A 24,755-nucleotide genomic window follows, 5' to 3' on the forward strand; every position below is an offset into this window, starting at 1 on the left:
GTGCGGTGAAGATTCGACACCTCCACCACACACGGAGGCCTTCGCCACGATCAAGACCGGCCCGCGTTAACAACGCTCGTGATCAATACAGCTAGGCCCTGTCGTCAAACAGGACCTAGCCCCGCTTGACGGCCTTCAGCACCACGAACTTCGGGTCGCTCGCCACCAGTTGGCTGTTCCCGAACAGCCGCTTCAGCTTGACGTGGTACCCGAGGTGCCGGTTGCCGATCACCCACAGCTCGCCGCCGGGGCGCAGCGTACGCTTCGCCCCGGTGAACATCCGCCACGCCGTCGCGTCCGTCGTCGCCTGGTGGGAGTGGAACGGCGGGTTGTTCAGGACGAGGTCCACACTGCCCGGCGCCACCCCGGCCAGCCCGTCCCCGACCCGGAACTCGGCGTGCCCGGGCACCCCGTTGGCCTTGTACGTCGCCTCCGCCGAGGCCACGGCCTGGAACGACTCGTCCACGAACAGCACTTCGGCCCGCGGATCGGCCACCGCCACCGCCGTACCGACCACGCCGTTGCCGCAGCCGAGGTCCACCACGCGCCCGCCGCCCGTCCCGGCCGGCAGATGCTCCAGGAAGAACCGGGTGCCGATGTCGAGCCGGTCGGCACAGAAGACGCCCGCGTGATTGACGACCGTCCGCCCCGAGACCGCGCCGACACCGTCCGGGAGCGCATAGCTGTACGGCCACGGGTTCGCCGGCCGCTCAAGGGCCGGGTCCGGGGTGCAGAAGATCAGCCGGGCCTTCTGCTGCGCGAGAGAGGTCCGGGTCGGCCCGAGGATCCGCTCGAACAGCTCCAGCGTGGAGGTGTGGATCTCCTTCACCATCCCGGTGCCGACGACCACCGTCTCCGCGTGCACCGCGGGAGCGAGCCGCAGCAGCTGGTCCTCCAGCAGCGCCAGGCTCTTCGGCACGCGCACCAGCAGCACGTCCACCCGCTCCGGCGGCGGGTCCTGCGTGGTGAGCAGGCCCACGGCACCGGGCTCGACCCCGGCTCGGGCCAGGTTCGCCCGGGTCGCCTCCTGGCTCAGGAAGGAGTCGGTGATCTGCGTCGGCCGGTGCCGCGCGAGCGCCGTCACGAGTGCGCCCCAGCGGTCGCCCACCACCACGACCGTGCCCGTGAGCGGCACCCCCTCCTCGGCCAGGTGCCGCAGCAGGTACGCGTCGGAGGCGTCCCAGGCACGCAGCCGGTCGCGGGGATCCTCGGGGAAGCGGGACAGCTCGAACTCGCCCCACGGAGTCGTCATACGGTCGTTCATCGCCCCCCAGGCTAGCCGAGCCGCAGCTCAGGGCCGGTCGGACGGGGCTCGGGCAGGATGGAGCGCATGGACGTGGAACTGTTTTTGCGGGAGCGGGCCGAGGTCGCACCGGGCGCCGTGCACGTCCCGCACTGGCTCGACGCCGAGCGGCAGCGCGCGCTCCTGACCGCCTGCCGCGACTGGGCGCGCCCCCCTGCCGGACTGCGCACGGTCCGCACGCCCGGCGGCGGCACGATGACCGCCCGGCAGGTCTGCCTGGGCCTGCACTGGTACCCGTACGCCTACGCCCGCACGGTCGTCGACGGCGACGGCGCCCCCGTCAAGCCCTTCCCGGCCTGGCTGGACGAGCTGGGCCGCCGCGCGGTGGCCGACGCGCTCGGCCCGCAGGCGGTCCCGGCCGAGCCGTACGACATCGCGCTGATCAACTTCTACGACGGCACCGCCCGCATGGGCATGCACCGCGACGCCGACGAGCGGTCGGACGCGCCGGTGGTGTCGCTGAGCCTCGGCGACACCTGCGTCTTCCGCTTCGGCAACACAAAGACTCCTACGAAGCCGTACACCGACGTGGACCTGCGCAGCGGAGACCTGTTCGTCTTCGGCGGGCCCTCCCGGCTCGCCTACCACGGCGTGCCCCGCGTGCACCCCGGTACGGCGCCGCCGGAACTGGGTCTCGCCGGGCGGCTGAACATCACCCTGCGGGTGAGCGGGCTGTAGATCACGGCACCGGCCCCGACAGCTGCGGATCATGGGAGACTCACCCTCATGAGCGGCAAGGCGGACCCCCGGAAGGCGGGGGAAGGGACCACCTCGAGGGTGCGGCTGGACCGGGGGCGCGGAGCGCTCGGACCCGCGCTGGAGCTCGTGCACACGGGGCGGGCGCCGACCCGGGCCGTGCTCACCGCCGAACTCGGGGTCACCCGGGCGACGGCCGGAGCGGTGGCCGCGGAGCTGGAGGCGCTCGGGCTGATCCGGGTCGATGCCCGGCCGGGCGCGGCAGCCGGTGGCCAGGGGCGTCCCTCGCACCGGCTGGAGGTCGCCGAGGACGGCCCGGTCGCGCTGGCCGCGCAGGTCCACGCCGACGGCTTCCGGGCCGCGCTGGTCGGCATCGGCGGACGGATCGTGGCGACCGCGCCCGGCTGCGAGACCGTCGACGCCGACCCGGCGAAGGTGCTGGGCTCCGTGGTGGAGGCCGGCGCGGAACTCCTCCGTACGACCGGCCGCCGCTGCGTCGGCGCCGGACTCGCCGTCCCTTCCGCTGTCGCCGAACCCGACGGCCTGGCCCTCAACCCCCTCCACCTGGCCTGGCCGGTGGGCGCACCGGTACGCCGGATCTTCGCCGAGTGCGTACGTTCCGCCGGCATCACCGGTTCCGCCTTCGCGGGCAACGACGTCAACCTCGCCGCGCTCGCCGAACACCGGCACGGCGCGGGCCGGGGCGCGCGGGACCTGCTGTGCGTGGCCACCGGGCACCGGGGCGTCGGCGGGGCGCTGGTCCTCGACGGCCGCCTCCACACGGGCAGTTCGGGCCTCGCCCTGGAGGTCGGTCACCTCACCGTCAACCCGGAGGGCCGCCCCTGCCACTGCGGCGGCCGGGGCTGCCTGGACGTCGAGGCGGACCCGCTGGCCCTCCTGCTGGAGGCGGGCCGCGAGCCGGGCCCCGAGGTCTCCCTGCTCCAGCAGGCCAACGACCTGCTCCGCACCCACTACGCCGACCCGACCGTCCGTACCGCGGCCGAGGCCCTGATCGACCGCCTCGGCCTGGGCCTCGCCGGTCTGGTCAACATCCTCAACCCCGACCGCATCATCCTCGGCGGCCTGCACCGCACCCTGCTCGACGCCGACCCCGAACGCCTGCGCGCGGTCGTCGCCGACCGCAGCCTGTGGGGCCAGAGCGGCGGCGTCCCCATCCTGCCCTGCACCCTGGACCACAACAGCCTGGTCGGCGCGGCGGAGTTGGCCTGGCAGCCGGTACTGGACGATCCGCTGGGGGCGCTGGTCGGGGACGCCTAGACGGGAGGGCCGAGGCGGCGGCCCGCCCCCACCCCGCTCAAACAGTGGGCGGTGGCCCCGGGTTGGGGCCGTAGGGCGGTGCGCCCCACTGCGGCGGAGGGGCCCACGTCGTGGTGAGTCGTCGACGGTGGCGGCTGCGGCGGACGGCGGTGACGACGACGATGGTCACGGATGTGGCGAACGCGGCGAGGAAGCAGACGACCCCCGCGGCGATGCCACCGATGGTCGCGCCCACCCGGGGCTTGTCTCCCAGCGCGAACTCGGCCGGCAGCTCCGAGGTGCACGTGACCGTGTACTTGCCGCTGCTCGCGGGGTTCACCTCGAAGATGCGCTCCCAGGTGCGGGACCCGATGGTGATGTGGAAGGTGCTGTCCGGCTGGGTCATCGACCCGGACTCCATGCCCGGGATCCGGCAGTCGACCTGGCCCTTCCCGGACTGCGAGACGTAGATCGCCTCGGTCTTCCCCTGGACGAAGTCGAAGGTCTGGGAGTCCCCGCTGGAGAAGCTCCGGGCGGTGTTGACCGAGTCCACCGTGTTCATCACCGTCACCACGATGAAGGCGACGCCGACACCGGCCAGTACCAGCCCGAGCAGTGCAGCCACCAGGTACCAGACGCGCCGCGGGCGCAAGTCCTTTGCCGGGATGTTCGGCGGCGGCTGCGGGCTGCCGTACGGTGCTCCCCAGGGATTCTGTATTGCCACGACAGCGCATCGTACGGGATGTGCCGTGACCCGGGACCGGCGAAACTCACCCGCGCCGATAACATGTTCGACCTCACGGTGATCGCCCTTGTCGCCTGTTTCACTAAAACCTAACAAATCGGCCAAGTAATTGATATCTAGACAAAACTCCAGAATTGAGTCCGCCGCGTGGCGTCGACCACGGGCGATGCTGTGGGCCGCGGCGGGTGTGGCAGTACTCGGATTCCTCATCACGCTGGAGATAGCCGCACGTCACTACGGCCTGCCGGGGCCGATCACCAGCCAGGTGCAAGAGGTGGTGTTCCGCCCCAAGTCGGGGCCGCTGTTGTACGCCAGCATGGCGTTGATGATGGTGGTGCTCACCCGGCGGGAGAGGTTCATCGCGGCCGGTGCCGCGATCGGTATCGACATCGTCTTCTTTCTGGTGCGGTGGGCGGTCGGCGACAGGGCGACCGACGGCCACCCCTTCGGCAACGGCGCGTTGTGGGTGATTCTGGGCTGTGCGGTCATCGCCGTCACACGCCGCACCGGCCGGGAACGTGTCCTGCTGCTGAAGGGCGTCGGGCTGGCCCTGCTGCTGGTGGCCGGCCGCAAGACCGGCGACACCTGGCTGCTCATCACGTCGAAGACCCGCCCGACGGTGCTCGACCAGTACGTGGCAACGGCCGACCACGCACTGGGCGACCCGTCGTGGCTGGCGGGCCGGATCGTCAGGGCCGCCGGCCCGATCGGCGCCCACGTCCTCGACTTCGTCTACATCCAGCTCGCGGTGGCCGCGGTCGTCGTCACGCTGTACCAGCTGCGTCATGTGGCGGTCGAGCGCCGCTTCCCGCGCCACCATCTGGTGCGCACCTTTCTGGCGATCGGGCTCGTCGGGCCGGCCATCTACATGATCTTCCCGGTGGTCGGACCGGTCTTCGCCTACGGCCCCGGCGCCTTCGGCACGGGCGGCTTGCACTGGGCGGTGGCCGACCTGTGGCCGGACACGCCGCCGGTCAACGCGCCGCACCCGATGTCGTTCGACCAGCTCACCCCCCGCAACTGCATGCCCAGCCTGCACACGGCGTGGGCCACCGCGATTTTCCTTCATTCCCGCAAGGGCCCGCGCATTCTGCGATGCGCGGGCGCGTTCTGGCTGATCGCCACGCTCAGTGCGACGTTGGGCTTCGGCTACCACTACGGCGCGGACCTCATCGCCGGCGTGGTGTTCACGCTCACGATCGAGGCAGCTCTTCGCTCGCACGACCGTGGCTGGGAACGGTCGGGAATCCAGCTGGTCGCTCACGGCGCGACGGTCTTCGTCGCGCTCCTGGTGTCGTATCGCTATCTGCCGACGGAGATGGCCGGTCATCCGTGGGTGTTCGGACCGCTTCTCCTTCTGGCGATGCTCTCAGTGGTGTACGGCTACGTGCGAACCACCAGACTGTGGGAGCCGAAGGCCGCACCGGCGCCGCGCCCGGAACCGCAACCCGAACCGGTGTGAGACGCGCGGCTCAGAGCCGCCGGGCGACGGCCACCCGCCGGGGCCTCGCCGCCAGTTCGCCGCCGCAGTTGGGACAGACCTGCCCCATCGCCTCGCCGCACGCCACGCAGAACGTGCACTCGTAGGAGCAGATGCGGGCAGGGCCGTCCGCGGGCAGCTCGGTGGTCTCGCACCGCTCGCAGCGGTCGCGCATCTCCAGGGCCATGGCGGTCTCATCTCCTCGAACAGCGGGGCACCGGGGCAGCGGTGTGCCGACTCCCATCCTCCGCACTGCCGTCGGCGCCGGAACCGTCCCGAGGGACAGGGATCGACACGATCGGGCCACGCCCGGTCACTTCCAGTCGACCGCGAACGCCCGCCCCGGGTGCTCCCTGAGGATGCGGTCCACCAGCTCCGCACCCACCGCCTCCGCCAACCGCGGCCGCACCCGGCGCAGCAGGTACGGCATCCCCGGCCCGCCGTCCACCGACCGTGCCCCGGCGACCACCGTGTCACCGCCGAGCAGCAGCCGGTCCCCGTACCCGGCCTCCGCGAGGGCACGGACCGCCTCGGGCATCCGCCAGTCGGTGGCGTGGTGGGCGCGGGAGGGTCCGTCGAAGGCCAGCCAGCAGCCCGACTCGGCGGCCTGCCGCTGCACCACCGGGTCGGGGAAGCGGTTGAGGTGTCCGAGGATCACCCGGTGCCCGGGCACGCCCGACTCGCCGCACAGCAGGTCGAGCACGTCCAGCGCGCCGGTGCCCAGCTCCAGGTGGACGGCGATCGGCGCACCGGTGGCGTGCTGGGCCTCGGCCGCCGCGGTCATCGTCCGGCGGGCGTGTGCGTCGAGGCCGTGGAAGCCGCCCGCCACCTTGATCAGACCAGCCCGGACCCCCGAGCTGCCGATGCCCTCCGTCAGCTCGGCGACGAACCGCTCGGACAGCCGGTCGCCCAGCCCGCCTAGCGACTCCGGGGCGTAGTGCGCCGCTTGGTGCAGTCCCGTCGCGCAGACCAGGTGCACACCCGTGGCCCGGGACAGCGCCGGCAGGTCCGCCGCCCGCCGTCCCATGCCGTACGGCGTCCACTGCACGACCGCGGCTCCGCCCGCCGCCCGGAACGCCGTCAGCTCTGCTCGCGCGGCGGAGAGGTCGTCCAGCTCCTGCCCCGGCAACTGCGGGCTGCGCAGGAAGAGATGGTCGTGCGCGTCGCACACGCCCAGTTCCTCGGGGCGGATGTCACCGAGGACCGTACGGACCGCACTCACCACTGCCGCCCGCGCGGCAGGTCACCCCGCCCGGGCGCCGACAGGTGCAGCACCTCGAACACGTCGCCCTCGGCCTTGGGCGCCTCATGCTCCCAGAGCGAGAAGTGGACCACCTCCCACGCGCGCGTGTCCACGGCGGCCGCCGCCAGCACCGCCCCGTCCGTCGCGGCCAGCCGCCCGGTCTCGCTCGCCGCGTCGGCCATGAACGCGGCCAACTCCACACCGTCCGGCACCGGTCGGCGCCGCCGCACGGCGAACGCGGCGGGGGAGCCGGCGGCCGAGCCCTCCTCGAAGGCCAGGCCCGTCCACTGCCGTATGTCCGGCCGCCCGAAGTCGTCGACCGGTCCCTGGAAGGCGCCTCCCCAAAGGAAGCGGTTCATGCCCTCCATCGTGTTCCAGAGGTAGAACGGCCCGTACTGGTTCACCGGCGAGCCGTGCACCCCGCGCTCACGCAGCACGTACGTCTTGATGCCGAGACCGTCCCAGTCGTCCAGTCGATGCGCGACACGGGCGACGCGGGAGCGGATGACGCCCATGTCGTAGTCCGCGGGCAGGGTGAACTCGTACTGCATGGCGTGCATGTCGGGGTTCCCTTCTCGGGCGGGGAGTCGGTCGCCTGTCTCAGGCGGGGTAGTCGCTCACGTGCTCGTGCCACTCGGTGGTCGTGCCGTCCGCCGCGGCCTCCACGACCGCGAGGTGGCTCATGAAGGTGCGTGGCGCGGCACCGTGCCAGTGCCACTCGCCCGGCTCGATCCACACCGTGTCGCCCGCCCGGATCTCCTCCACCGCACCGCCCCTGCGCTGAACGAGCCCCTCGCCCTCCAGGACGTGCAGCACCTGACCGTGCGGATGCCGGTGCCAGGCGGTGTGCGCGCCGGGCGCGAAGTGGACGTTGAACATGCGCAGCCGGGAGGGGGTGGCGGGGGCGGCTATCTCGTCCAGCCACACCGAGCCGGTGAAGTTCTCCGCCGGACCCTGCAAACTCTCGGGACGCCGTCTGGTGATGTGCACGGAAATCGCTTCTCCAGTCAGGGAGTTCGGGGTGCGAGCAGGGAGAGCAGGCCGCGGACGCCGGTGTCGAAGGCTGCGGGGGAGCCGGAGGCGCGGGCGAGTACGTAGCCGCCCTGCACGGTCGCGAGGACGGCCGCGCCGATCTCCTCGCCGTCCAGGCCGGGCGCGAACTGCCCCTGCCGCTTGCCCTCTTCGACGATCCCGGCGATCCGCGCGCGCATCCACGCGATCGTCTCGTCCACCGGCGCGCGCAGCTCGTCGCTCGCGATCACGTCCGGATCCATGGTCAGCCGGCCGATCGGACAGCCGCGCAGCACGTCACGCTCGCGCAGCAGGTACGCCTCGATGCGCTCGTACGGCGTGCCCGGCCCGTCGAGCACGCCCTCGGCGGTGGCCCGCAGCTCCTCGGCGGTCCGCCGGATCGCCGCCAGGGCCAGGTCCGGCTTGCCCTTGAAGTGGTGGTACATGCTGCCCTGGCCGGCCCCGGCGCGCTCCAGGATCGCCTTGGGGCTCGTGCCCACGTAGCCGCGCTCCCACAGCAGCTCGCGGGTGGACTCGATCAGTCGTTCCGAGGTGCTCATGGGAGCACTGTACATACTAGTAGTTACAATCCGCGAGTCCTCAAGGAGCAGCCGCGTCTCACCGGCGTACTCCCGCGGAGGTACGCGCACTGCCGCCGGCCGCACGACGACCCGGACCCCCTGTCGGAGGGAGTCTCGTGGCATCACCCCGAGACCCTGCCGACAAGGGAGTTGAACCGACATGCAGACCCTGGCGAACTGGGACGGCGGACCCGGCCCGTGGATCCTGTTCTTCCCGCTGATCTGGGCGGTCGTCGTGATCGGCGCCGTCACCTTCCTGCGCCGCACCGTCTGGCGCGGCCGCGGCGGCCCCTGGCGGCCCATGGACGGTTCACGCCCGGCGGGGGACTCGCCGCTCGCGGTCCTCGGCCGCCGCTTCGCCTCCGGCGAGATCGACGAGGACGAGTACTGGCGCCGGCTCTCCGTCCTGGAGGAGCAGTTCGGCCGCATCGGCAAGGGCGGTGCGGCATGACCACGACCGCCCTGCGCACGGCGGCCCGCGTGGTGGATGCGGTGAAGGTGTACGGCGGTGGCGACACCGCCGTACGCGCCCTGGACGGCGTGGACGTCGACTTCCCCGCCGGCCGCTTCACCGCGATCATGGGCCCCTCGGGCTCCGGCAAGTCCACCCTGATGCACTGTGCAGCCGGCCTCGACACGCTCACCTCGGGCGCCGCCTACATCGGCGACATCGAGCTGGGCGCGCTGGACGACCGCCGGCTGACCCTGCTGCGCCGCGACCGGGTCGGCTTCGTCTTCCAGGCGTTCAACCTGGTGCCGACGCTGACCGTCGCGGAGAACATCACCCTGCCCCTGGACCTCGCCGGGAAGCGGGGCGACCGGGAGTGGATCGACGCGCTCGTGGACGTCGTCGGGCTGCGCGACCGGCTGCACCACCGGCCCTCCGAGCTGTCCGGCGGACAGCAGCAACGGGTCGCCGTGGCACGGGCGTTCGCGGGCCGCCCGGACGTCGTCTTCGCCGACGAGCCGACCGGCAACCTCGACTCCCGCTCCGGCGGCGAGGTCCTCGCCCTGCTGGGCCGCGCCGTACGGCACATGGACCGCACGGTCGTCATGGTCACCCACGACCCGGTCGCCGCCGCCCACGCCGACGAGGTCCTCTTCCTCGCCGACGGGCGGCTGGTCGACCGGATGGCGTCCCCGACCGCCGACAAGGTCCTGGACCGGATGAAGGCCTTCGAGGTGCGGTCATGAACGCCTCTCTCAGGCTCAGTCTCACCTCGCTGCGCGCGCACCGGCGGCGCTTCGCCGGCACGTTCCTCGCGGTGTTCCTCGGTGTCGCCTTCCTGGCCGGCACCCTGGTCATGGGCGACACGCTGCGCGCCAGCTTCGGCTCCATGTTCGGCGAGGCCACGAGCGGCACGGACGCCGTCGTACGCGGCGCCGACGCCATCACCACACCCGGCGAGGCCCGGGGCGTACGAAGTCCCGTCGACATCTCGCTGGTCAGGGCCGTCGAAGGGGTCCCCGGGGTGGCGGCCGCCGCACCGAACATCCAGGGCGCCGGTCAACTCGTCGGCGCCGACGGCAAACCCGTCGGCGGCCAGGGCCCGCCGACCCTCGCCGGCAACTGGATCACCGACCCGGAACTCAACCCGTACCAGCTCGCCGAGGGCCGCCTCCCCGCGCGCTCCGGCGAGGTCGTGGTCAACCGGGGAGCCGCGAAGAAGGGCGGCCTGAAGATCGGTGACACCACCACCCTGCGCACCCCGGACCCGGTCAGGGTGACCGTCGTCGGCCTCGCGACCTTCGGCGGCCAGGACGGCATGGCCCAGGTGACCTTCACCGGCATGACTCAGGCCGACGCGGAGAAGTACCTCACCGCCCGGCCCGGCCGGGCGGCGAGCATCCAGGTGCGGGCCGGCCCCGGAGTGAGCCAGCGGGAACTGGTCCGGCGGCTGACTCCCGTACTGCCCAAGGGAGTCGAGGCCATCACCGGCCAGGACTCGGCGCGGGAGAACAACGACATGATCTCCAGTCAGTTCCTGTCGATCTTCACGACGTTCCTGCTCGTCTTCTCCGGCGTCGCCCTGCTCGTCGCCACCTTCTCCATCCACAACACCTTTGCGATCGTGGTCGCCCAACGCACCCGTGAGAACGCCCTGTTGCGTGCCCTCGGCGCCTCCCGCCGCCAGGTGTCCGCCGCGGCGCTCGCGGAGGCCTGCGTCGTCGCCGTCTCGGCCTGCGTCGCCGGGCTCGCGGGCGGGATCGGCATCGCCGCCGGGCTCCAGGCGCTGTTCCCGGCGATCGGATTCCCCTTCCCCGACGGCGACCTGGTGATCAAGACGCTGTCGATGGTCCTGCCGCTCGCCGTCGGCATCGTGGTCTGCCTGGGCTCCGCGCTGCTCCCCGCCCTGCGCGCCGGCCGCACCGCCCCGCTGGCCGCGCTGCGCGAGAGTGCCGTCGACTCCTCCGGCGCGTCCCGCTTCCGCGCGGTTGTCGGAACGGTCCTCGGCGCCGCGGCCCTCGCGGCGGCCCTCACCGGTGTCCTCGTCTCACCGTCCGTGTGGCTGGCCGGACTCGGCGCGCTGCTGGCACTGGTCTCCTTCGTGGTGCTGGGTCCCGTCGCCGCCACCACGGCCGTACGACTCCTCGGCGCACCCCTGGACCGGGTCCGCGGTGTCACCGGAGCCCTCGCCCGGCGCAACGCCCTGCGCACCCCGAAGCGGACCGCCGCCACCGCGAGCGCCCTGATGATCGGCGTGGCCGTCGTGTCCCTGTTCACCGTGTTCGGCGCCTCGCTGAAGGCCACCATGGACCAGACGGTGTCCCGGTCCTTCGCGGGTGACGTCGCCGTCAGCACGCCCTCGTTCGGCGCGGGCGGCAGCGGGCTCAGCCCCCGGCTCGCCCCGTCCCTGCAGCGGCTGCCCGAGGTGGACACCGCCGTGGGACTCGGCCGCGGCGTCGCCGAAGTGGACGGCAAGGGGCGCGCGTTGACCGTGACCGACCCGGCCGCGCTCGCCCGGACCTTCGACCTCGGCACGGTCACCGGATCCCTGCGCGACCTCGGCACCGACGGCATCGCGCTGACCCGTGCGGAGGCCGACCGCCGAGGCCTGCACACCGGCGACACGGCTCGGCTCACCTTCACCGACGGCAGGACGCAGAACTTCACCGTCCGTGCCGTCTACGGCCGCTCCGAACTCGCCGGCGACTACGTGGTCACCCGCGCCGCCTGGGCACCGCACCGCACCCAGGACGCCGACACGCTGATCGCCGTCACCTTCCGGCACGGTGTGAGCGCCGACGCGGGCAAGGCGGCGGTGCGGAAGGTGGCCGCCCAGTACGGCAACCCTGAGGTGCAGACCCGGAAGGAGTACGCGCAGTCCTCCGCCGGCGGCGTCGACATGATGCTCACGCTCGTCTACGCCCTGCTCGCCCTCGCGGTGGTCATCGCGCTGCTGGGCATCGCCAACACACTGACCCTCGCCCTGCATGAACGCACCCGGGAACTGGGCCTGCTGCGGGCCGTCGGCCAGACCCGGGCCCAGCTGCGGGCCATGGTCCGCTGGGAGTCGGTCCTGGTCGCCGCCTTCGGCACGGCAGGCGGGCTCGCCCTGGGCAGCTTCCTGGGCTGGGTCCTGGTCAAGGCCTCCGACGGCGCGAGCGACACCGCGTTCGCCTTCGCCCTCCCACCCGCCCGGCTCACCGTGGTCGTCCTGGTCGGCCTGGCGGCAGGCGCCCTCGCGGGCCTGCGCCCGGCCCGTCGAGCCGCCCGCCTGGACGTACTGCGCGCGATCGCCACCGAGTGAGACGCCGTGCGGCTTCCCTGCGGAAGTGCGGCGGAAGCCACCGCGGCAGGTGACCGACTCACCGCCCGGTCAGCCGGGGACGGCCGACCGGGCGGAAGCGGGTGCCGGGGCCGAGGCATGGGCCACCACGGGGGTCGGAGCAGCGGCGACCGGGGCCGGTGCCGGCTGCACCTCGGTGAGCCGGGGTACCGGCTGCGGCTCGGCCACGGGGCGGGGCGAGCGGGCCGGCTGCCGCTGGGCCGTGGACGGCGCGGGCAGCGTGAACCACACGACCTTGCCGTTGTCGCCGTCGGGGCGTGCCCCCCAGCTCTCGCTCATCGCGGCCACCATCGCCAGGCCCCGCCCGCAGGTGGCCAGGGGAGCGACGTCCGTCGCGTCGGCCACCACCGGGAGGCGCGGATCGTGATCGCGCACCGAGACCGTGAGCCGGTCGACCAGAAGTTCCAGCTCGACGATGCACGACTTGTCGGGCCGGGCATGCCGGTGGACGTTGCTGAGCAACTCGGTCACACCGAGCGCGGCCCGGTCTATCAACGGGTCCAAATGCCAGTAGCGCAACTGTGCAGATACGATTCTGCGGACCTGACCGATCCGCGACGGCAGGGCTTGGAGCTCCACCGTGCAGTGCCTGCTTGGATGACTGATCACGGCTGCGACTCCCCGATGTGAGGTCCGGAGGAACCGGAGGAACACGGAGAACAACGGATCCAGCAGGGTGCTTGCGTCCAAACGTCCGCCTGCTGTCGTGGCCGGCGGGCTGGTTCGCAGCGTTATCGCCGGTAAACCCAGAGTGACGTGAGACCAGCGTGACGCAGCGCGTGTGCTCCCGCAACTCGCAGCGACCGGGCGCAGGTCGGACGCAGGTCGGACCGGGCTCAGGTGCCGCGTCCGGCCGCCCGGCGCACCGCCTCGATGAACCGCCGTGCCGCGGGTGGCCCCGGTTCGCCCGGTGCGGGGTCCTGCTCGCCCAGCGTCAGCAGGTACCGGTTGCCGTTGAGGTCCGCCAGCGCCCGGTCCTCCGGGGCGAACCACGGCTTGGAGGCGCGCACCGCCTGCACGGGTGCGCTGTCGATCTCGCTGCCGTAGCTGTTGAGCAACTCCACCCTGCCGTCGCTGATCCGGACCTTTCCGGCCCGGGTGAGCGAACGCATCCGCTTGCCTATCCGCACGCCCGTGGCCGTGAACTCCGGCTCCGCCATCCTTCGCCGCCCCCTTGCGCGTCGCTCGCCGGACCCCGGCCCGCGTGGGTCCGGATCCGGCCCGTGTCCGGTCGTACCGCCCGGGGCCGTACCGGCTCTGCCGCGCCGGTGTGCGCCCCTGTTCGGGACGATCGTCCCGTCCGGTGCAGTCTGCCCCGATGCGGCCTGGAGCACCAGTACGCAGGTGGCGCGTGCGACGGACGTCGGAGCACTCGCGCCAATGCGCCCCCGAGTTCCGCGCACGGGTGTGCCCCAGCCTGTCTTTGGGTGGCTCAAAGATGCGTTTATGCAGGTGAGAAGCGGTGTGGAAGGTGCTTATGATCGAGGTGTCGGCCGCGCGAAGCGCTGTCGGTGCCCAGCCTAAGGAGCCCCGCCGTGAGCACCACCCCACAGACCCGGACCGGCGCCACCCTCGACGTCGACCGCAGCGACGCCGCCTACCGCGACTGGCTCAAAGAAGCCGTCCGCAAGGTCCAGGCCGACAACCAGCGCTCGGCCGACACGCACCTCCTCAAGTTCCCGCTCCCCGAGCAGTGGGGCATCGACCTGTACCTCAAGGACGAGTCGACGCACCCCACCGGCAGCCTCAAGCACCGGCTGGCCCGCTCCCTGTTCCTCTACGGTCTGTGCAATGGCTGGATCCGCCCGGGCCGCCCGGTGATCGAGGCGTCCAGCGGCTCGACGGCCGTCTCCGAGGCCTACTTCGCCAAGCTGATCGGCGTGCCCTTCATCGCGGTCATGCCGCGCACGACGAGCGCCGAGAAGTGCCGTCTGATCGAGTTCCACGGCGGACAGTGCCACTTCGTGGACGACTCCCGGAAGATGTACGAGGAGTCCGCCCGCCTCGCGGTGGAGACCGGCGGCCACTACATGGACCAGTTCACCTACGCCGAGCGGGCCACCGACTGGCGCGGCAACAACAACATCGCCGAATCCATCTTCCGTCAGCTGGAGTTGGAGCGGTTCCCGGAGCCGGCCTGGATCGTGGCCACGGCCGGCACCGGCGGCACCTCGGCGACCCTCGCGCGCTATGTCCACTACATGCAGTACGACACCCGTATCTGCGTCGCCGACCCGGACAACTCCTGTTTCTTCGAGGGCTGGACGACCGGTGACCCTGACGTCACGTGCGACTGCGGCTCCCGTATCGAGGGCATCGGCCGGCCGCGGATGGAGCCGAGCTTCGTGCCCGGCGCCATCGACCGGATGATGAAGGTCCCGGACGCGGCCAGTGTGGCCGCCGTGCGCGCCCTGGAGCGGGCCATCGGCCGCAAGGCGGGCGGTTCGACGGGCACGGGCCTGTGGAGCGCGCTGAAGATCGTCTCCGAGATGGTGGCCGAGGGCCGCACGGGCAGTGTGGTCACCCTGCTGTGCGACCCGGGGGACCGCTACCTCGACAAGTACTACTCGGACACCTGGCTCGAGGAGCAGGGCCTCGACATCGCCCCGTACACGGAGGCGATCGAGTCCCTGCTGGCGACGGGCGTGTGGCCGGACTGAGCCGGTCCTTCGCGTCCTACCACTCCGCAGTCCCGAGGGTCTTGCGCAGCACCGTGACGGCCTGAGCCACGGCCGCACGGGCGGCGTGCGTGCCGCTGAGCGGGTTCAGCATCATGAAGTCGTGCGTGATCCCGGCGTAGCGGACCGTCGTGACCGGCACGCCCGCGGCCCGGAGCCTGGCCGCGTAGGCCTCGCCCTCGTCGCGCAGTACGTCGGCCTCGTCGACGACCACGTACGCGGGCGGCAGCCCGGCCAGCTGCTCCAGGCTCGCCCGCAGCGGTGAGACCGTGATCGCCGAGCGCTGGGAGGTCTCCGGCAGGTAGGCGTCCCAGAACCACTCCATCGCCTTGGCGGTGAGGAAGTAGCCCTGGGCGAACTGCCGGTAGGAGGGCGTGTCCATCCCGGCGTCGGTGACGGGGTAGTAGAGCGACTGGTGGACGAAGGAGAAGTCGCGGCGCTGCTTGGCCAGCAGGGCCAGGGCCGCGGCCATGTTCCCGCCGACCGAGTCGCCCGCCACCGCCAGCCGGGAGGCGTCGAGCCCGCGCGGGGCGCCGTGGTGGACGATCCACTGGGCGGTCGCGTAACCCTGCTCCAGGGCCACCGGGTACTGCGCCTCGGGCGAGCGCGTGTACTCGACGAAGACGACGGCGGCCCGGGCGCCGACCGAGAGTTCGCGCACCAGCCGGTCGTGGGTGTCCGCGTTGCCGAGGATCCAGCCGCCCCCGTGCATGTACAGCACCACCGGCAGCGGCTCTGCCACGTCCGGCGGCCGTACGATGCGCGCCCGCACGCCTTCGACGCCGAAGGGCACGGTGACCCACTCCTCGTCCACGGGGAGCTTCTCGATCGGTTGCGCCTGGATGTCGTCGAGCACCTTGCGGGCCTTCTCCACGCCGATCTCGTAGAGGAACGGCGGCTGGGAGGTGGCGTCGGCCAGTTCCTGGGAGGCAGGCTCCAGAACGACGTCGCCGATGGCGGGCTGGGCAGTCATGGCGGAATTCCTCACATGTGTCCGGATTGCGCGGCCCTCTCCAGCATGGGTGCGGCGCGCGCTGGTCGCATCCGTGGACTGCCGGGCCGGGGCGCGGCGCACCGCTCACTCTCCGTGCCGATCGCGGGAAGCGGGGGAAGTCAGGGGGGGCGGGTCACCCGCCCAGTCGCCGGTCCAGTGCCCTGACGGCGTCCCGGAACGCGCGGCCCACCCCGGGGCGGGCGAGGCGGCACACGAGGCGGAACGCGGCCGTACCGTCCAGGGCGAAGGTCATCCGGACCCGGGTCCCGGTGCCGGCCGGGGTGAGCCGCCACTCCTCGATCCAGGCGCGGGCCCCCGGGGTGTTGGTCACGTCGACGCGGTAGGCGTACACCTCGGGGGCCTTCGCCACCAGCACCGACTCCCCGAAACGGATGCCACCCCGGAGCCGTACCTCGCGCCCGCCCTCGGTCGGCCGGGCCGCGGACACCGCCGAGAACCACTCCGGCCAGCCGGGCACGTCCTCGGCGAGCGCGTGGAAGACCGCGTCGGGAGCGGCCGCGACGTCCCGGGTGAACACGAGCCGTACGGGGGCGGTCTCGACGAAGTCGAACTCCACCGGACGCAGACGGTGAGCCATGGCGACGAACCCCCTCGTGAAGTCCCTCGGGAAAGCGGGGTGTTGCACACCGGGCAGCCTAGCTGACGCCCTGTCAGATGTCCTCGTCCTCTTCCGGTTCGCCCGCCACCACCAGCCGCCTCAGGTGCTCGGAGATCTCCGTCCGCGCGTCGGTCGGCAGGCCCGCGTCCGTGACCAGCGTGTCCACCTGCTCCAGCGCGGCGAACGAACTCAGGCCCACCGTGCCCCACTTGGTGTGGTCGGCCACCACCACGACCCGGCGCGCCGACTGAACCAGCCGCCGGTTGGTCTCGGCCTCCGCGAGGTTCGGCGTCGACAGGCCCGCCTCGACCGATATCCCGTGCACCCCGAGGAAGAGCAGGTCGAAGTGGAGGGCGGCGATCGCCTGGTCGGCCACCGGGCCCACCAGTGAGTCGGACGGGGTGCGCACTCCGCCGGTCAGCACCACCGTCGCCGCGCCCTGCCGCTGTCCCGAGGTGCGCTGCGCCGCGTGGAAGACGTCCGCGACCCGCACCGAGTTCGTCACCACGGTCAGATCGGGCACCTCCAGCAGATGCTGCGCGAGCGCGTAGGTCGTCGTACCGCCCGACAGGGCGATCGCCGTACCCGGGGTGACCAGCCGGGCGGCGGCCCGCGCGATGTCCTCCTTGGCCGACAGCTCCAGACCCGACTTGGCCTCGAAGCCCGGCTCATGGGTGCTCGCCTCGACCACCGGGACCGCGCCGCCGTGCACCTTCTCCAGCACACCCTGGCGGGCCAGCGCGTCGAGATCGCGGCGCACGGTCATGTCCGACACGCCGAGCTTGCGGGTCAGTTCGTTGACCCGCACACCGCCCCGGCGCCGGACCTCGTTCACGATCAGGGCGCGGCGCTGCTCCGCGAGGAGGTTCTGATTCTCACTCACGTACGCTCCGGTCCTTTCGCCGCAATCCGTCCGACACGCCCGCCGCGCCTGCTCCGACCTGGACGTTCCATCCGTCTTCGGTGCGCGGCGGTCCCATCTTTTCACGGGAGGGTACCGGTTGCGCCACTACCGGTTACGACGCGCTCATGTCATTCGGGCACAACCGGGCCTCACGTCTCCCGCCCGTAGTCACACGGATCGGGGAGATTTCGTGACGAGAGGTGTACGACGCCCCCGAAACGGAGATCCTGATGCGCGCACGGACACATGCCATCAGGCGCGTCACGGGGGAAGTGCGAGAACAGTGGAACGTGCAAGAGAGCGCAGTGCCGCGCGGGAGGCGGAGCATCCCACCGCGAAGGTCACGGAGGCGGAGCCCGAGCTGGAACTCCTGGTGCACGGAGTCGGCGGCACCACCCCGGAGAAGATGCTCGGCGACCCGCGCACCGTCCGGATCACCGGCGACGACACCGCCGCGGTCTTCCGGCGCGCCGATCACACCGCGGACGCCCCGGCCGGGCAGGGGCCGCACAGCGAGCCGGTGCAGGAGGCGTACGTCTGGTGCAATCTGACCTCCGGCGACGGCAGCCGCGCCTTATGGCTCCTGTTACTGCCGTTCATGGTGGTCAACCTCGCCCACTGGATGCGCCCCGCCGCCTCCGGCCGCGGACGCACCGTCCGGTTCTACGGCCTCCTCGTACGCCTGGCCGCCCTCACCCTCACCGTGCTGCTGGTGGCCGCGGCCTGCGAGGTCGCCCTCGACCTGGTGGCCTGGCAGTGCGCGGGCGTCTCCGCCTGCGCCCAGCGCCACTCCTGGCTCGGCTTCCTCTCACCCACCGTCTCCAGTGACGGCTGGTGGAGCCTGCCCGGCCGCCGGCTCGCCCTGGCCGCGTCGGTCCCGGCCGCGCTCACCGCCCTGCTCTGGTACCTCTCGCACCGCACCTGGAGCGCCTACGAGTCCCACCGGCCGATGTCCCGCGACCCCGAGCCGGAGACCGACGACGACGCTCTGGCCCGGCCCGGCTTCTGGTACGGCCGGCGCCTGGTCGCCCGGCTGCGCGCGGCGCACACCGCGGCGGGCCTGCTCACCGTCGCCGCCGCCGTCCTCACGCCCGCGGCCCGCTTCGACCACCGCTCCGGCGGCCCCGCGGCCCTGGACGCCCTCGGCTGGATCCTCGCCGCGGCCCTGCTCGGCTGCGCGGCCGCCGTGGTGGGCGTGGTCTGTCGCCGTGGCCGCAGCGAGAACCGCCTCGATCAGCACCTCGACCGCCACCTCGTATGCCGCCTGCCGCTCGGCGCGCTCGGCCTGCTGCTGCTCACCGTGCTGTACGCCGGCTGGTCCCGCCCCGGCTGGCGGTCCGCCGGGCGGCTGCCCGGGGACCCGGCCTTCGGCGCCCTCATGCTGGCCCAGGGCCTGCTCGTCGTCGTCCTCGTCGTCGTCGCCCACGACCTGTACCGCCGGCGCCCGGACCCGCGCGCCGGGATGCGCGGCCTCGGCGGCCCGGCGGTCGCGCTGCTCGCCTGCGCACTGGGCGGGGTGATGTCCGGCGGCGTCGCGCAGCGGGTCGCCGACTGGCTGGACGGCACCCGGGCCCTGCTCGACGGGCCTCCGGTGCTGCTGACCTGGCAGGCGTCCGCGATCCCGCCGATCCTCGCGGTGCTGCTCGCCGTCGTCGCCCACCTGGCCCTGCGCACCGCACGGCTCGCCCACGCCGAACGCGACCGCGTACGCGACGAGCACCCCGGCGAGCCCGAGGACCCGTTCCGCACCCGCGCCATCGCCCAGGCCCGCGCCATGGCCACCCTCACCGACCGGGCACCGCTGGTCGTCGCCGTGCTCGCCGCCACCACCCTGCTGATCGGCGCCGCAGCGCTGGCCGGCGCCCAGGCCACCGGAGAGCCCCCCGAGGGCGCGGCCCGGCGGACCTACGCCGCCGTCCAGGCCGTGGCCGAGACCTCGCAGACGCTCGGCTCCTGGCTGGTCGGAGTGGGCTTCGTCCTGTTCGTCACCTGGGCCCGGCGCGCCTACCGGGACGCCTCCGCCCGCCGGACCGTCGGCATCCTGTGGGACGTCGGCACCTTCTGGCCACGCGCCGCCCATCCCTTCGCCCCGCCCTGCTACGCCGAGCGCGCGGTGCCGGACCTGACCTGGCGGATGGCGACCTGGACCCGGCACACCGGCGGCCGCCTGGTCCTCTCCGGCCACTCCCAGGGCAGCGTCCTGGCGGCAGCAGCCGCCTGGCAGCTGACCCCGTCCGTACGCAAGCGGGTCGCCCTGCTCACCTACGGCTCGCCGCTGGAGCGCCTGTACGGCCGCTGGTTCCCGGCCCACTTCGGCCCGCGGGCCCTGGCCGCCCTGCACGGCGACGTCGCCTGCTGGCGCAACCTCCACCGCCGCACCGACCCCATCGGCGGCCCGGTCCGCCTCCCCGGCGACTGCGGCCCGGAGGTCGACCACCAGCCCCTGACGGACCCGCTCGACTACGGCCGCACTCCCCGGCAACCGCTGCCGGCCCCGATCCTCGGCCACTCCGACTACCAGGCGGACCCGGCCTTCGCGCGGGAGAGGGCCCGGCTGCTGGCCCGCCTGCGCCCGGACCTCCCGGGGCAGCGCCCGGTACCGGGGGCGCCGGAGTGAGCCCTCAGTCCAGCTCCGGCAGGTCCTCCGCGTAGAGCAGGGTCAGGTCGTCGGTGCTGGGGTCCGCCAGCTGCGCGACGCGGCTCGCGTGCCGTTCCACCATCGCCTCGAAGGTCTGGCGCGCGGTACGGCCGTTGCCGAACGCGGGGCCCTTCGGGATCGCCGTGAAGTACTTCAGCAGGGCCTCCGAAGCGCCCGGCGCCAGCCGGTACTCGTGCTCGTCGGCCTGCTGCTCGACGATCCTGAGCAGTTCGTCGGGGCCGTAGTCGCTGAAGGTGATGGTCCGGGAGAAGCGGGAGGCGACACCGGGGTTGACGGAGAGGAAGCGCTCCATCTCGGCCGTGTAGCCGGCGACGATCACCACCACCGCGTCCCGGTGGTCCTCCATCAGCTTCACCAGCGTGTCGATGGCCTCCTTGCCGAAGTCCCGCCCGGCGTCCTCCGGGGACAGGGCGTAGGCCTCGTCGATGAACAGCACACCGCCGCGCGCCCGTTCGAAGGCCTCCTGGGTGCGGATCGCGGTGGAGCCGATGTGCTCGCCGACCAGGTCGACCCGGGACACCTCGACCAGGTGGCCCTTCTCCAGCACCGCGAGGGAGGCGAGGATCTCGCCGTACAGCCGGGCGACCGTCGTCTTGCCGGTGCCGGGGGAGCCGGTGAAGACCAGATGCCGCTTGACCGAGGCCGCCTTCAGACCCGCCTGCTGGCGGCGCCGGCCCACCTCGATCATGTCGGTCAGCGCCCGCACCTCGCGCTTGACGCTCTCCAGGCCCACCAGTGCGTCCAGTTCACCGAGCACGGCCTTCGACGTCCGGGCCGGCTTCTCCGGCTCGGCCGCGGCGACGAGCGGCTCCTGCTCCGTGGTGCGCTGCCCGGGGATCGCGCCGAGCAGCCCGGGCGAGGGCGAGGAGGTCTGTACGGCCGTCTCGCGGGGCGCCGGCGGCCTGAGGCTGCCGCTCTCGTCGCTGGTGCAGTCCTCCACGACGGGGCCCGTCCCGGTCCCCGCGTCCGGCCCCGCGTCGGCGAACTCGTAACCGCCGCGCGCACACCGCTCCGTGCGGCACTTCCGCAGCGTCGTACGGCAGCCGTCGATCACATGGAAGCCGTAGCCGCCGCTGCCGCTGACCCGGCAGTTCAGGAAGCTGCCCCGGCCGCCGGCGGACACGTAGAAACCCGCCTCGGCGGGCGAGTCGACCGTGCACCGCTCGATGGTCGGGTCGGCGCCCTTGGTGACGATCACACCGGTCTGCATGCCGTCCAGGGTGCAGTTGTTGAGCGTTCCGCCGCTGCCGTGGTCACGGAACCAGGCGCCGGTGGCCGCCTCCCGGATCCGGCAGTCGTCGAGCTGCGCGGTCGCGCCGTCGCTCACCGACACGGCCGTGTTGCGCACCTGGGAAAGGTCGCTGTCCACGACGTCCGCGCGCGAGCCGCGGTCCAGCACGAACAGCGCGTCCGGCACGTCGTGCACCCGGCAGGACTCGAGCACCACGGTGGCGCCGTCGCTCACCCACACCGCCGGATAGTCGCCGGTGCTGTCGAAGATCTCGCACTGGTTGGCGTCCACCCGGGTGCCCGGGTCCCACACCGACAGGCCGTTGCGCCCGAACTGACGCACTGTTGTCCGGGTCAGCGTGAGCACCGAACGGGAGCGCAGATCGACCGCGTTCTCCGGGATGTCGTGGATCCGGCAGTCCGCGAGCGTGAGCACCGCGTCCGTGTCGAGCGTGACACCGTCGGCCGTGGTGCGGTGCACGTCGCAGTCGGTCAGGTGCGCCGTGGCCCGCTGGGTGACCTGCACCCCGGAGCCCCGGACCTCGTACACCTCGCAACCGACGGCCTCCAGGGCGGAGTTCTCTCCGGTCGCGCTCAGCCCGGTGCCGGAGGCGTGGTGCACCCGGCACCGCTCCAGGCGGGGATGGGCGCCGCCACGGACCGCCACGCCCGCCTGCCCGGCCGCGACGACCTCGCACTCCTCGAACACCCCGCCGCCGCCGTCGAGGACGGCGATGCCGATGCCGGCCGGGTTGTCCACGGTGCAGCGCCGCACGGTCGGCCGCGCCCCGCCCCGCACCTCGATGCCCGTGGCGGACCGGGTGACGATCCGCACGTCCATCAGCTCGGGCGTGCCGTCCTCCACCAACAGGGCGGGCGCCGCCGCGTCCTGACCCTCCACGTGCAGGTCCTGCACCACCGCGGAGGCCCGCACGGTCAGCGGCACCCCGTCCACGGGCGCGATCCGCACCGAGCCCGGCGAGCCCTCCGGCCCGCGCAGGGTCACCGACCGCTGGACGACGAGGTTCTCCCGGTAGGTGCCGGGCGCGATGGTGAGGACGTCACCGTCGGCGGCGGCCTCCAGGGCGGCGGCGAGCGAGGTGTACTCACCCGTGCGGCGCCGCCACCGCGATGTACCGGTGTGCGTCACCTGGACCGTGCCCTGTGCCATGGCGTTGCTGTGCCCCCACCTCGTAGTACGCGGGTTTGATGCCGAAAGCGAGTCGGCCGGTCCACCGTAGCGTGCGCGCGGGTGGTGGATTGACCAGAGCCGGAAAGGCCGTCAGCTGCCGGTGCCCGCCTTGCCCCAGTCCGGGCCCGCCCGGTCCCAGGCCTGGTCCCAACGTGCGTAACGGCGGCGGACCATGCGCCAGACGACCAGCCGCCGGCCGCTCTCGACCAGGCCCACGGCCAGCAGAGCCGCGCCGAATCCGGCCAGCACCGCGTGCGTCGTCGCCGTGGGGGAGTCCAGCGGGCGGGTCGTTATTCGGCCGTGCGGATCCGTCCACAGCCTGAAGTGGTCGCCCGCCTGCGGGGACTTGAGGTTCGCCAGCGCGACTCCGTGCTGACGGGTGCCGTCCGGTGCCGTCCAGTCGGCGAGGACCCGGCTGCGGGAGTCGTGTGCGGTGCCGGTGTCGGGGTCGGTCTCCATCGGGGCGCTGCCCAGCCCGCGGACCACGGTGGCCGTGACGAGGTGGCGGGAGTGCTGCTGCTCCCGCACGGAGCGCTGCAGGGAGTCCTGCGCGGCCACGCCGACCAGGGAGCCGATCACGGGTGCGGCCACGGCGACCAGCACCAGCGCCACGAGGGCCACCCAGGCCTCGGCCAGGTCGGTCGTGCGGCGCAGCGGATTGCGCCGCCAGCGCCACAGGCCGCGGATTGCTCGCACGTCCCCCCACCCCCCTCTGCTCCGTGATGACCCCCGACGGAGCCGCTCACCCCCGGCCCCGACCGAGGAAGAACGAGATCACTCCAGGCCCGGGGCCTCTCACGCAATTCTCATGTCGTCTCAACGACCGGGCCCCGCCCCTGGGTTCCCCGCCCGCCGAGCCGTTTCGCTACCTGAGCACCCGCACCGGGTCCCCGACCCGGATCGTGCCGGGCGTGAGAGCCACCAGGTTCTGGCCGAAGAGCAGCCGCGAGCCGACCCTGCGGTGCCGTGCGAGCGTGCGCAAGGGCTCACGGCCGCGTACGGCGGTGTCCTGGTCGGTCGTGGTCACGACGCAGCGCCCGGAGGCCTTGGCGACCCGGAAGACCACCTCGCCGATGGCGATCCGTGCCCAGTCGTCCTCGGCCCAGGCCTCGGTGCCCGCGACGACCACGTTGGGCCGGAACCGGTTCATGGGCAGCGGGCCCTCGGCGGCGTCGTCTCCCTGGGCTATGAGGGAGTTCAGGGCGTCGAGGGAGGCGACGGTGGTGACCAGCAGGGGGTAGCCGTCGGCGAAGCTCACCGTCTCGCCCGGCAGTGCGTACTCCGGGTCGACCGGACGCCGGGTGGCCGGATCGTCCATGTGGACCAGACGGACATCGGCACCGAGATAGGCGGAACACCAGTCGTGAGCCGTGTCGGAGGCGAGGACCGCCTCCACCTTCGTGCCGAAGACGTGCGTCGGCACCGTCGCCCCCGGCTCAGGGACGCGGACCGTGAGCGGCTCCTGACCGGGCGCGGACAGACGAACGCCGCCGCCGGGCATCGGCTCGGCGGCGGCCAGCGCGAGGCGCGGCTCCTCGCGCTGTGTGACGACCTTTCCCCCGTCGTCGATCAGAGCCCAGCGTCGGTCTCCGGCCAGCCCCCAGGGCTCCACCACGGCTGTCCGGGGCGCGATCCCCCGGAACGCCTTGACCGGATGGACGTGGATCGACTGCAGTTCGGCGTTCCCCATGACGCCATCGTGCCAGGTGGCACCGACAACCGGGGTGCGCCGGTCAGTAGCCGCGGTACTGCTGGTTGTTGTACGGATCCTGGTAAGGAGCCGGTGCGGGCCGCGGCGCGGCGGGGCGCATGGCCTCGTAGCCCGTGCCGCCCGCCATCGGACGCGGCGGCTGCGGGGCCTGCGGGCCGGGATAGCCGCGGGGCGCGCTCGCCTGCTGCGGGATGTACGCCGTGGGCGCCTGCTGCAGCGGGGCGGGCTGGACCTGCGGATAGCCGTAGGCGGGGACCTGCGGGGACGGGGCCGCCGGGAGGGCAGGCAGCGCCGACGGGAGCGCGGGCAGGTTGCTGCCCATGTCGTACGCGGCGGGGACCCGGATCGGGGCGATCTGCGGGGTGCCCCGCTCGGCCACGAGCGAGTCGTAGATCGGGGTGTCCGGGAAGGAGGCGGAGTAGTAGCCGCCGCCATAGGTGGAGCGGGGGGAGGTCATGGCACATAAGTTAAGCCCACGATGTGCTGGTTGGGGAGACCGATAAGAGGGTTGTTTTCCGTGTCGGCAGTGACGCGGGATCCCCAATCCGAGCGAACTTGGCAAAAATGGACGCCGTTCAACGTTTGGATCGTGTAAATGCCGAGTTCCTGCCGGGTTACCGGCGGTTGACCGGCGATCTTCCTGCGCCGGTCATGGGAGTTC

At 72.7% G+C, this 24,755-nt stretch carries 24 protein-coding genes; 8 read left to right on the forward strand and 16 right to left on the reverse strand.

Annotation, left to right across the window (positions count from 1 at the left end; translation table 11 throughout):
• Window positions 1-115: 115 nt before the first annotated feature.
• The gene (locus ACFY3C_RS43150) at window positions 116-1,252 is read right to left on the reverse strand and encodes a methyltransferase (RefSeq protein ID WP_386575507.1); all 1,137 of its coding nucleotides are present in this window, start codon (window positions 1,250-1,252) and stop codon (window positions 116-118) included.
• A 78-nt stretch (window positions 1,253-1,330) separates the two neighbouring features.
• Here ACFY3C_RS43150 and ACFY3C_RS43155 point away from each other — a divergent pair, with 78 nt between their 5' ends.
• Entirely contained in the window at window positions 1,331-1,981 is a 651-nt protein-coding gene (locus ACFY3C_RS43155) for an alpha-ketoglutarate-dependent dioxygenase AlkB family protein (RefSeq protein WP_390774811.1), read from the forward strand.
• A gap of 48 nt (window positions 1,982-2,029) precedes the next feature.
• On the forward strand, window positions 2,030-3,277 hold the full coding sequence (locus tag ACFY3C_RS43160; RefSeq protein WP_386575154.1) for an ROK family protein: 1,248 nt from the start codon (window positions 2,030-2,032) through the stop codon (window positions 3,275-3,277).
• Between the two features lie 37 nt (window positions 3,278-3,314).
• On the opposite strand, the gene ACFY3C_RS43165 is transcribed toward ACFY3C_RS43160, so the two are convergent.
• Window positions 3,315-3,980 carry a serine/arginine repetitive matrix protein 2 gene (locus ACFY3C_RS43165; protein ID WP_386575155.1) on the reverse strand — a complete coding sequence of 222 codons (666 nt, stop codon included), beginning with the start codon at window positions 3,978-3,980 and terminating at the stop codon, window positions 3,315-3,317.
• A 187-nt stretch (window positions 3,981-4,167) separates the two neighbouring features.
• Between ACFY3C_RS43165 and ACFY3C_RS43170 the strand changes: the two genes are divergently transcribed.
• Window positions 4,168-5,463 carry a phosphatase PAP2 family protein gene (locus ACFY3C_RS43170; RefSeq protein WP_390774812.1) on the forward strand — a complete coding sequence of 432 codons (1,296 nt, stop codon included), beginning with the start codon at window positions 4,168-4,170 and terminating at the stop codon, window positions 5,461-5,463.
• A gap of 10 nt (window positions 5,464-5,473) precedes the next feature.
• Here the strand turns inward: ACFY3C_RS43170 and ACFY3C_RS43175 are convergent, their stop codons facing one another.
• The 5 genes from ACFY3C_RS43175 to ACFY3C_RS43195 all read right to left on the reverse strand — a co-directional run bounded on the left by ACFY3C_RS43175 (window position 5,474) and on the right by ACFY3C_RS43195 (window position 8,295).
• Window positions 5,474-5,668 carry a DUF1272 domain-containing protein gene (locus ACFY3C_RS43175; RefSeq protein ID WP_390774813.1) on the reverse strand — a complete coding sequence of 65 codons (195 nt, stop codon included), beginning with the start codon at window positions 5,666-5,668 and terminating at the stop codon, window positions 5,474-5,476.
• A gap of 126 nt (window positions 5,669-5,794) precedes the next feature.
• Window positions 5,795-6,703 carry a phosphotriesterase gene (locus tag ACFY3C_RS43180; protein ID WP_390774814.1) on the reverse strand — a complete coding sequence of 303 codons (909 nt, stop codon included), beginning with the start codon at window positions 6,701-6,703 and terminating at the stop codon, window positions 5,795-5,797.
• Window positions 6,700-7,284: a DUF4865 family protein gene (locus ACFY3C_RS43185; RefSeq protein ID WP_390774815.1), complete on the reverse strand. Its 585-nt coding sequence runs from the start codon at window positions 7,282-7,284 to the stop codon at window positions 6,700-6,702. Before ACFY3C_RS43185 ends, ACFY3C_RS43180 begins: the two co-directional genes overlap by 4 nt.
• Window positions 7,285-7,324: 40 nt before the next feature.
• Complete coding sequence (locus ACFY3C_RS43190) at window positions 7,325-7,714, reverse strand: cupin domain-containing protein (protein WP_386575161.1); 390 nt, start codon at window positions 7,712-7,714, stop codon at window positions 7,325-7,327.
• Between the two features lie 17 nt (window positions 7,715-7,731).
• Window positions 7,732-8,295 carry a TetR/AcrR family transcriptional regulator gene (locus ACFY3C_RS43195; RefSeq protein ID WP_390774816.1) on the reverse strand — a complete coding sequence of 188 codons (564 nt, stop codon included), beginning with the start codon at window positions 8,293-8,295 and terminating at the stop codon, window positions 7,732-7,734.
• A gap of 181 nt (window positions 8,296-8,476) precedes the next feature.
• On the opposite strand from ACFY3C_RS43195, the gene ACFY3C_RS43200 reads away from it, so the two are divergent.
• The 3 genes from ACFY3C_RS43200 to ACFY3C_RS43210 are packed head-to-tail and all read left to right on the forward strand — an operon-like array spanning window position 8,477 to window position 12,068.
• Window positions 8,477-8,767 carry an SHOCT domain-containing protein gene (locus tag ACFY3C_RS43200; protein WP_386575165.1) on the forward strand — a complete coding sequence of 97 codons (291 nt, stop codon included), beginning with the start codon at window positions 8,477-8,479 and terminating at the stop codon, window positions 8,765-8,767.
• Window positions 8,764-9,510, forward strand: coding sequence for an ABC transporter ATP-binding protein (locus ACFY3C_RS43205; RefSeq protein WP_386575166.1), 747 nt, complete (start codon window positions 8,764-8,766; stop codon window positions 9,508-9,510). The genes ACFY3C_RS43200 and ACFY3C_RS43205 overlap by 4 nt, the downstream gene beginning before the upstream one ends.
• Window positions 9,507-12,068, forward strand: coding sequence for an ABC transporter permease (locus ACFY3C_RS43210; protein ID WP_390774817.1), 2,562 nt, complete (start codon window positions 9,507-9,509; stop codon window positions 12,066-12,068). Before ACFY3C_RS43205 ends, ACFY3C_RS43210 begins: the two co-directional genes overlap by 4 nt.
• Before the next feature lie 69 nt (window positions 12,069-12,137).
• On the opposite strand, the gene ACFY3C_RS43215 is transcribed toward ACFY3C_RS43210, so the two are convergent.
• On the reverse strand, window positions 12,138-12,716 hold the full coding sequence (locus tag ACFY3C_RS43215; RefSeq protein WP_386575169.1) for an ATP-binding protein: 579 nt from the start codon (window positions 12,714-12,716) through the stop codon (window positions 12,138-12,140).
• Between the two features lie 227 nt (window positions 12,717-12,943).
• Window positions 12,944-13,267, reverse strand: coding sequence for a hypothetical protein (locus ACFY3C_RS43220; protein ID WP_145880253.1), 324 nt, complete (start codon window positions 13,265-13,267; stop codon window positions 12,944-12,946).
• A 375-nt stretch (window positions 13,268-13,642) separates the two neighbouring features.
• Between ACFY3C_RS43220 and ACFY3C_RS43225 the strand changes: the two genes are divergently transcribed.
• Complete coding sequence (locus tag ACFY3C_RS43225) at window positions 13,643-14,767, forward strand: PLP-dependent cysteine synthase family protein (RefSeq protein WP_145880254.1); 1,125 nt, start codon at window positions 13,643-13,645, stop codon at window positions 14,765-14,767.
• A 16-nt stretch (window positions 14,768-14,783) separates the two neighbouring features.
• Here the strand turns inward: ACFY3C_RS43225 and ACFY3C_RS43230 are convergent, their stop codons facing one another.
• From ACFY3C_RS43230 to ACFY3C_RS43240, 3 genes are all read right to left on the reverse strand, one after another.
• Window positions 14,784-15,758, reverse strand: coding sequence for an alpha/beta hydrolase (locus tag ACFY3C_RS43230; RefSeq protein ID WP_390774818.1), 975 nt, complete (start codon window positions 15,756-15,758; stop codon window positions 14,784-14,786).
• A gap of 154 nt (window positions 15,759-15,912) precedes the next feature.
• The gene (locus ACFY3C_RS43235; RefSeq protein WP_390774819.1) at window positions 15,913-16,377 is read right to left on the reverse strand and encodes an SRPBCC family protein; all 465 of its coding nucleotides are present in this window, start codon (window positions 16,375-16,377) and stop codon (window positions 15,913-15,915) included.
• Window positions 16,378-16,450: 73 nt separating this feature from the next.
• Window positions 16,451-17,281 (reverse strand): DeoR/GlpR family DNA-binding transcription regulator, encoded by an 831-nt coding sequence (locus ACFY3C_RS43240; RefSeq protein WP_390774820.1) that lies wholly within the window; start codon window positions 17,279-17,281, stop codon window positions 16,451-16,453.
• 304 nt (window positions 17,282-17,585) lie between these two features.
• On the opposite strand from ACFY3C_RS43240, the gene ACFY3C_RS43245 reads away from it, so the two are divergent.
• Complete coding sequence (locus ACFY3C_RS43245; protein ID WP_390774821.1) at window positions 17,586-19,919, forward strand: hypothetical protein; 2,334 nt, start codon at window positions 17,586-17,588, stop codon at window positions 19,917-19,919.
• Window positions 19,920-19,923: 4 nt separating this feature from the next.
• Here the strand turns inward: ACFY3C_RS43245 and ACFY3C_RS43250 are convergent, their stop codons facing one another.
• The 4 genes from ACFY3C_RS43250 to ACFY3C_RS43265 form a co-directional block, all read right to left on the reverse strand.
• Window positions 19,924-22,362 (reverse strand): right-handed parallel beta-helix repeat-containing protein, encoded by a 2,439-nt coding sequence (locus ACFY3C_RS43250; RefSeq protein WP_390774822.1) that lies wholly within the window; start codon window positions 22,360-22,362, stop codon window positions 19,924-19,926.
• Window positions 22,363-22,473: 111 nt separating this feature from the next.
• The gene (locus ACFY3C_RS43255; RefSeq protein WP_386575177.1) at window positions 22,474-23,079 is read right to left on the reverse strand and encodes a hypothetical protein; all 606 of its coding nucleotides are present in this window, start codon (window positions 23,077-23,079) and stop codon (window positions 22,474-22,476) included.
• A gap of 169 nt (window positions 23,080-23,248) precedes the next feature.
• On the reverse strand, window positions 23,249-24,073 hold the full coding sequence (locus tag ACFY3C_RS43260; protein WP_386575179.1) for an MOSC domain-containing protein: 825 nt from the start codon (window positions 24,071-24,073) through the stop codon (window positions 23,249-23,251).
• A gap of 43 nt (window positions 24,074-24,116) precedes the next feature.
• Complete coding sequence (locus ACFY3C_RS43265; protein WP_386575180.1) at window positions 24,117-24,551, reverse strand: DUF6643 family protein; 435 nt, start codon at window positions 24,549-24,551, stop codon at window positions 24,117-24,119.
• Window positions 24,552-24,755: the final 204 nt, after the last annotated feature.

The sequence above is a fragment of the Streptomyces sp. NPDC001410 genome (genome assembly GCF_042895235.1).
Taxonomy (GTDB): Bacteria; Actinomycetota; Actinomycetes; order Streptomycetales; family Streptomycetaceae; genus Streptomyces.

What these genes read in the sequence shown, in the direction of transcription:
- ACFY3C_RS43150 (WP_386575507.1), bottom strand. Translation starts at nt 1,252, where the DNA reads ATGACGACTCCGTGGGGCGAGTTCGAGCTGTCCCGCTTCCCCGAGGAT.
- ACFY3C_RS43155 (WP_390774811.1), top strand. Translation starts at nt 1,331, where the DNA reads ATGGACGTGGAACTGTTTTTGCGGGAGCGGGCCGAGGTCGCACCGGGC.
- ACFY3C_RS43160 (WP_386575154.1), top strand. Translation starts at nt 2,030, where the DNA reads ATGAGCGGCAAGGCGGACCCCCGGAAGGCGGGGGAAGGGACCACCTCG.
- ACFY3C_RS43170 (WP_390774812.1), top strand. Translation starts at nt 4,168, where the DNA reads ATGCTGTGGGCCGCGGCGGGTGTGGCAGTACTCGGATTCCTCATCACG.
- ACFY3C_RS43175 (WP_390774813.1), bottom strand. Translation starts at nt 5,668, where the DNA reads ATGGCCCTGGAGATGCGCGACCGCTGCGAGCGGTGCGAGACCACCGAG.
- ACFY3C_RS43185 (WP_390774815.1), bottom strand. Translation starts at nt 7,284, where the DNA reads ATGCACGCCATGCAGTACGAGTTCACCCTGCCCGCGGACTACGACATG.
- ACFY3C_RS43195 (WP_390774816.1), bottom strand. Translation starts at nt 8,295, where the DNA reads ATGAGCACCTCGGAACGACTGATCGAGTCCACCCGCGAGCTGCTGTGG.
- ACFY3C_RS43200 (WP_386575165.1), top strand. Translation starts at nt 8,477, where the DNA reads ATGCAGACCCTGGCGAACTGGGACGGCGGACCCGGCCCGTGGATCCTG.
- ACFY3C_RS43205 (WP_386575166.1), top strand. Translation starts at nt 8,764, where the DNA reads ATGACCACGACCGCCCTGCGCACGGCGGCCCGCGTGGTGGATGCGGTG.
- ACFY3C_RS43210 (WP_390774817.1), top strand. Translation starts at nt 9,507, where the DNA reads ATGAACGCCTCTCTCAGGCTCAGTCTCACCTCGCTGCGCGCGCACCGG.
- ACFY3C_RS43220 (WP_145880253.1), bottom strand. Translation starts at nt 13,267, where the DNA reads ATGGCGGAGCCGGAGTTCACGGCCACGGGCGTGCGGATAGGCAAGCGG.
- ACFY3C_RS43230 (WP_390774818.1), bottom strand. Translation starts at nt 15,758, where the DNA reads ATGACTGCCCAGCCCGCCATCGGCGACGTCGTTCTGGAGCCTGCCTCC.
- ACFY3C_RS43235 (WP_390774819.1), bottom strand. Translation starts at nt 16,377, where the DNA reads ATGGCTCACCGTCTGCGTCCGGTGGAGTTCGACTTCGTCGAGACCGCC.
- ACFY3C_RS43250 (WP_390774822.1), bottom strand. Translation starts at nt 22,362, where the DNA reads ATGGCACAGGGCACGGTCCAGGTGACGCACACCGGTACATCGCGGTGG.
- ACFY3C_RS43260 (WP_386575179.1), bottom strand. Translation starts at nt 24,073, where the DNA reads ATGGGGAACGCCGAACTGCAGTCGATCCACGTCCATCCGGTCAAGGCG.
- ACFY3C_RS43265 (WP_386575180.1), bottom strand. Translation starts at nt 24,551, where the DNA reads ATGACCTCCCCCCGCTCCACCTATGGCGGCGGCTACTACTCCGCCTCC.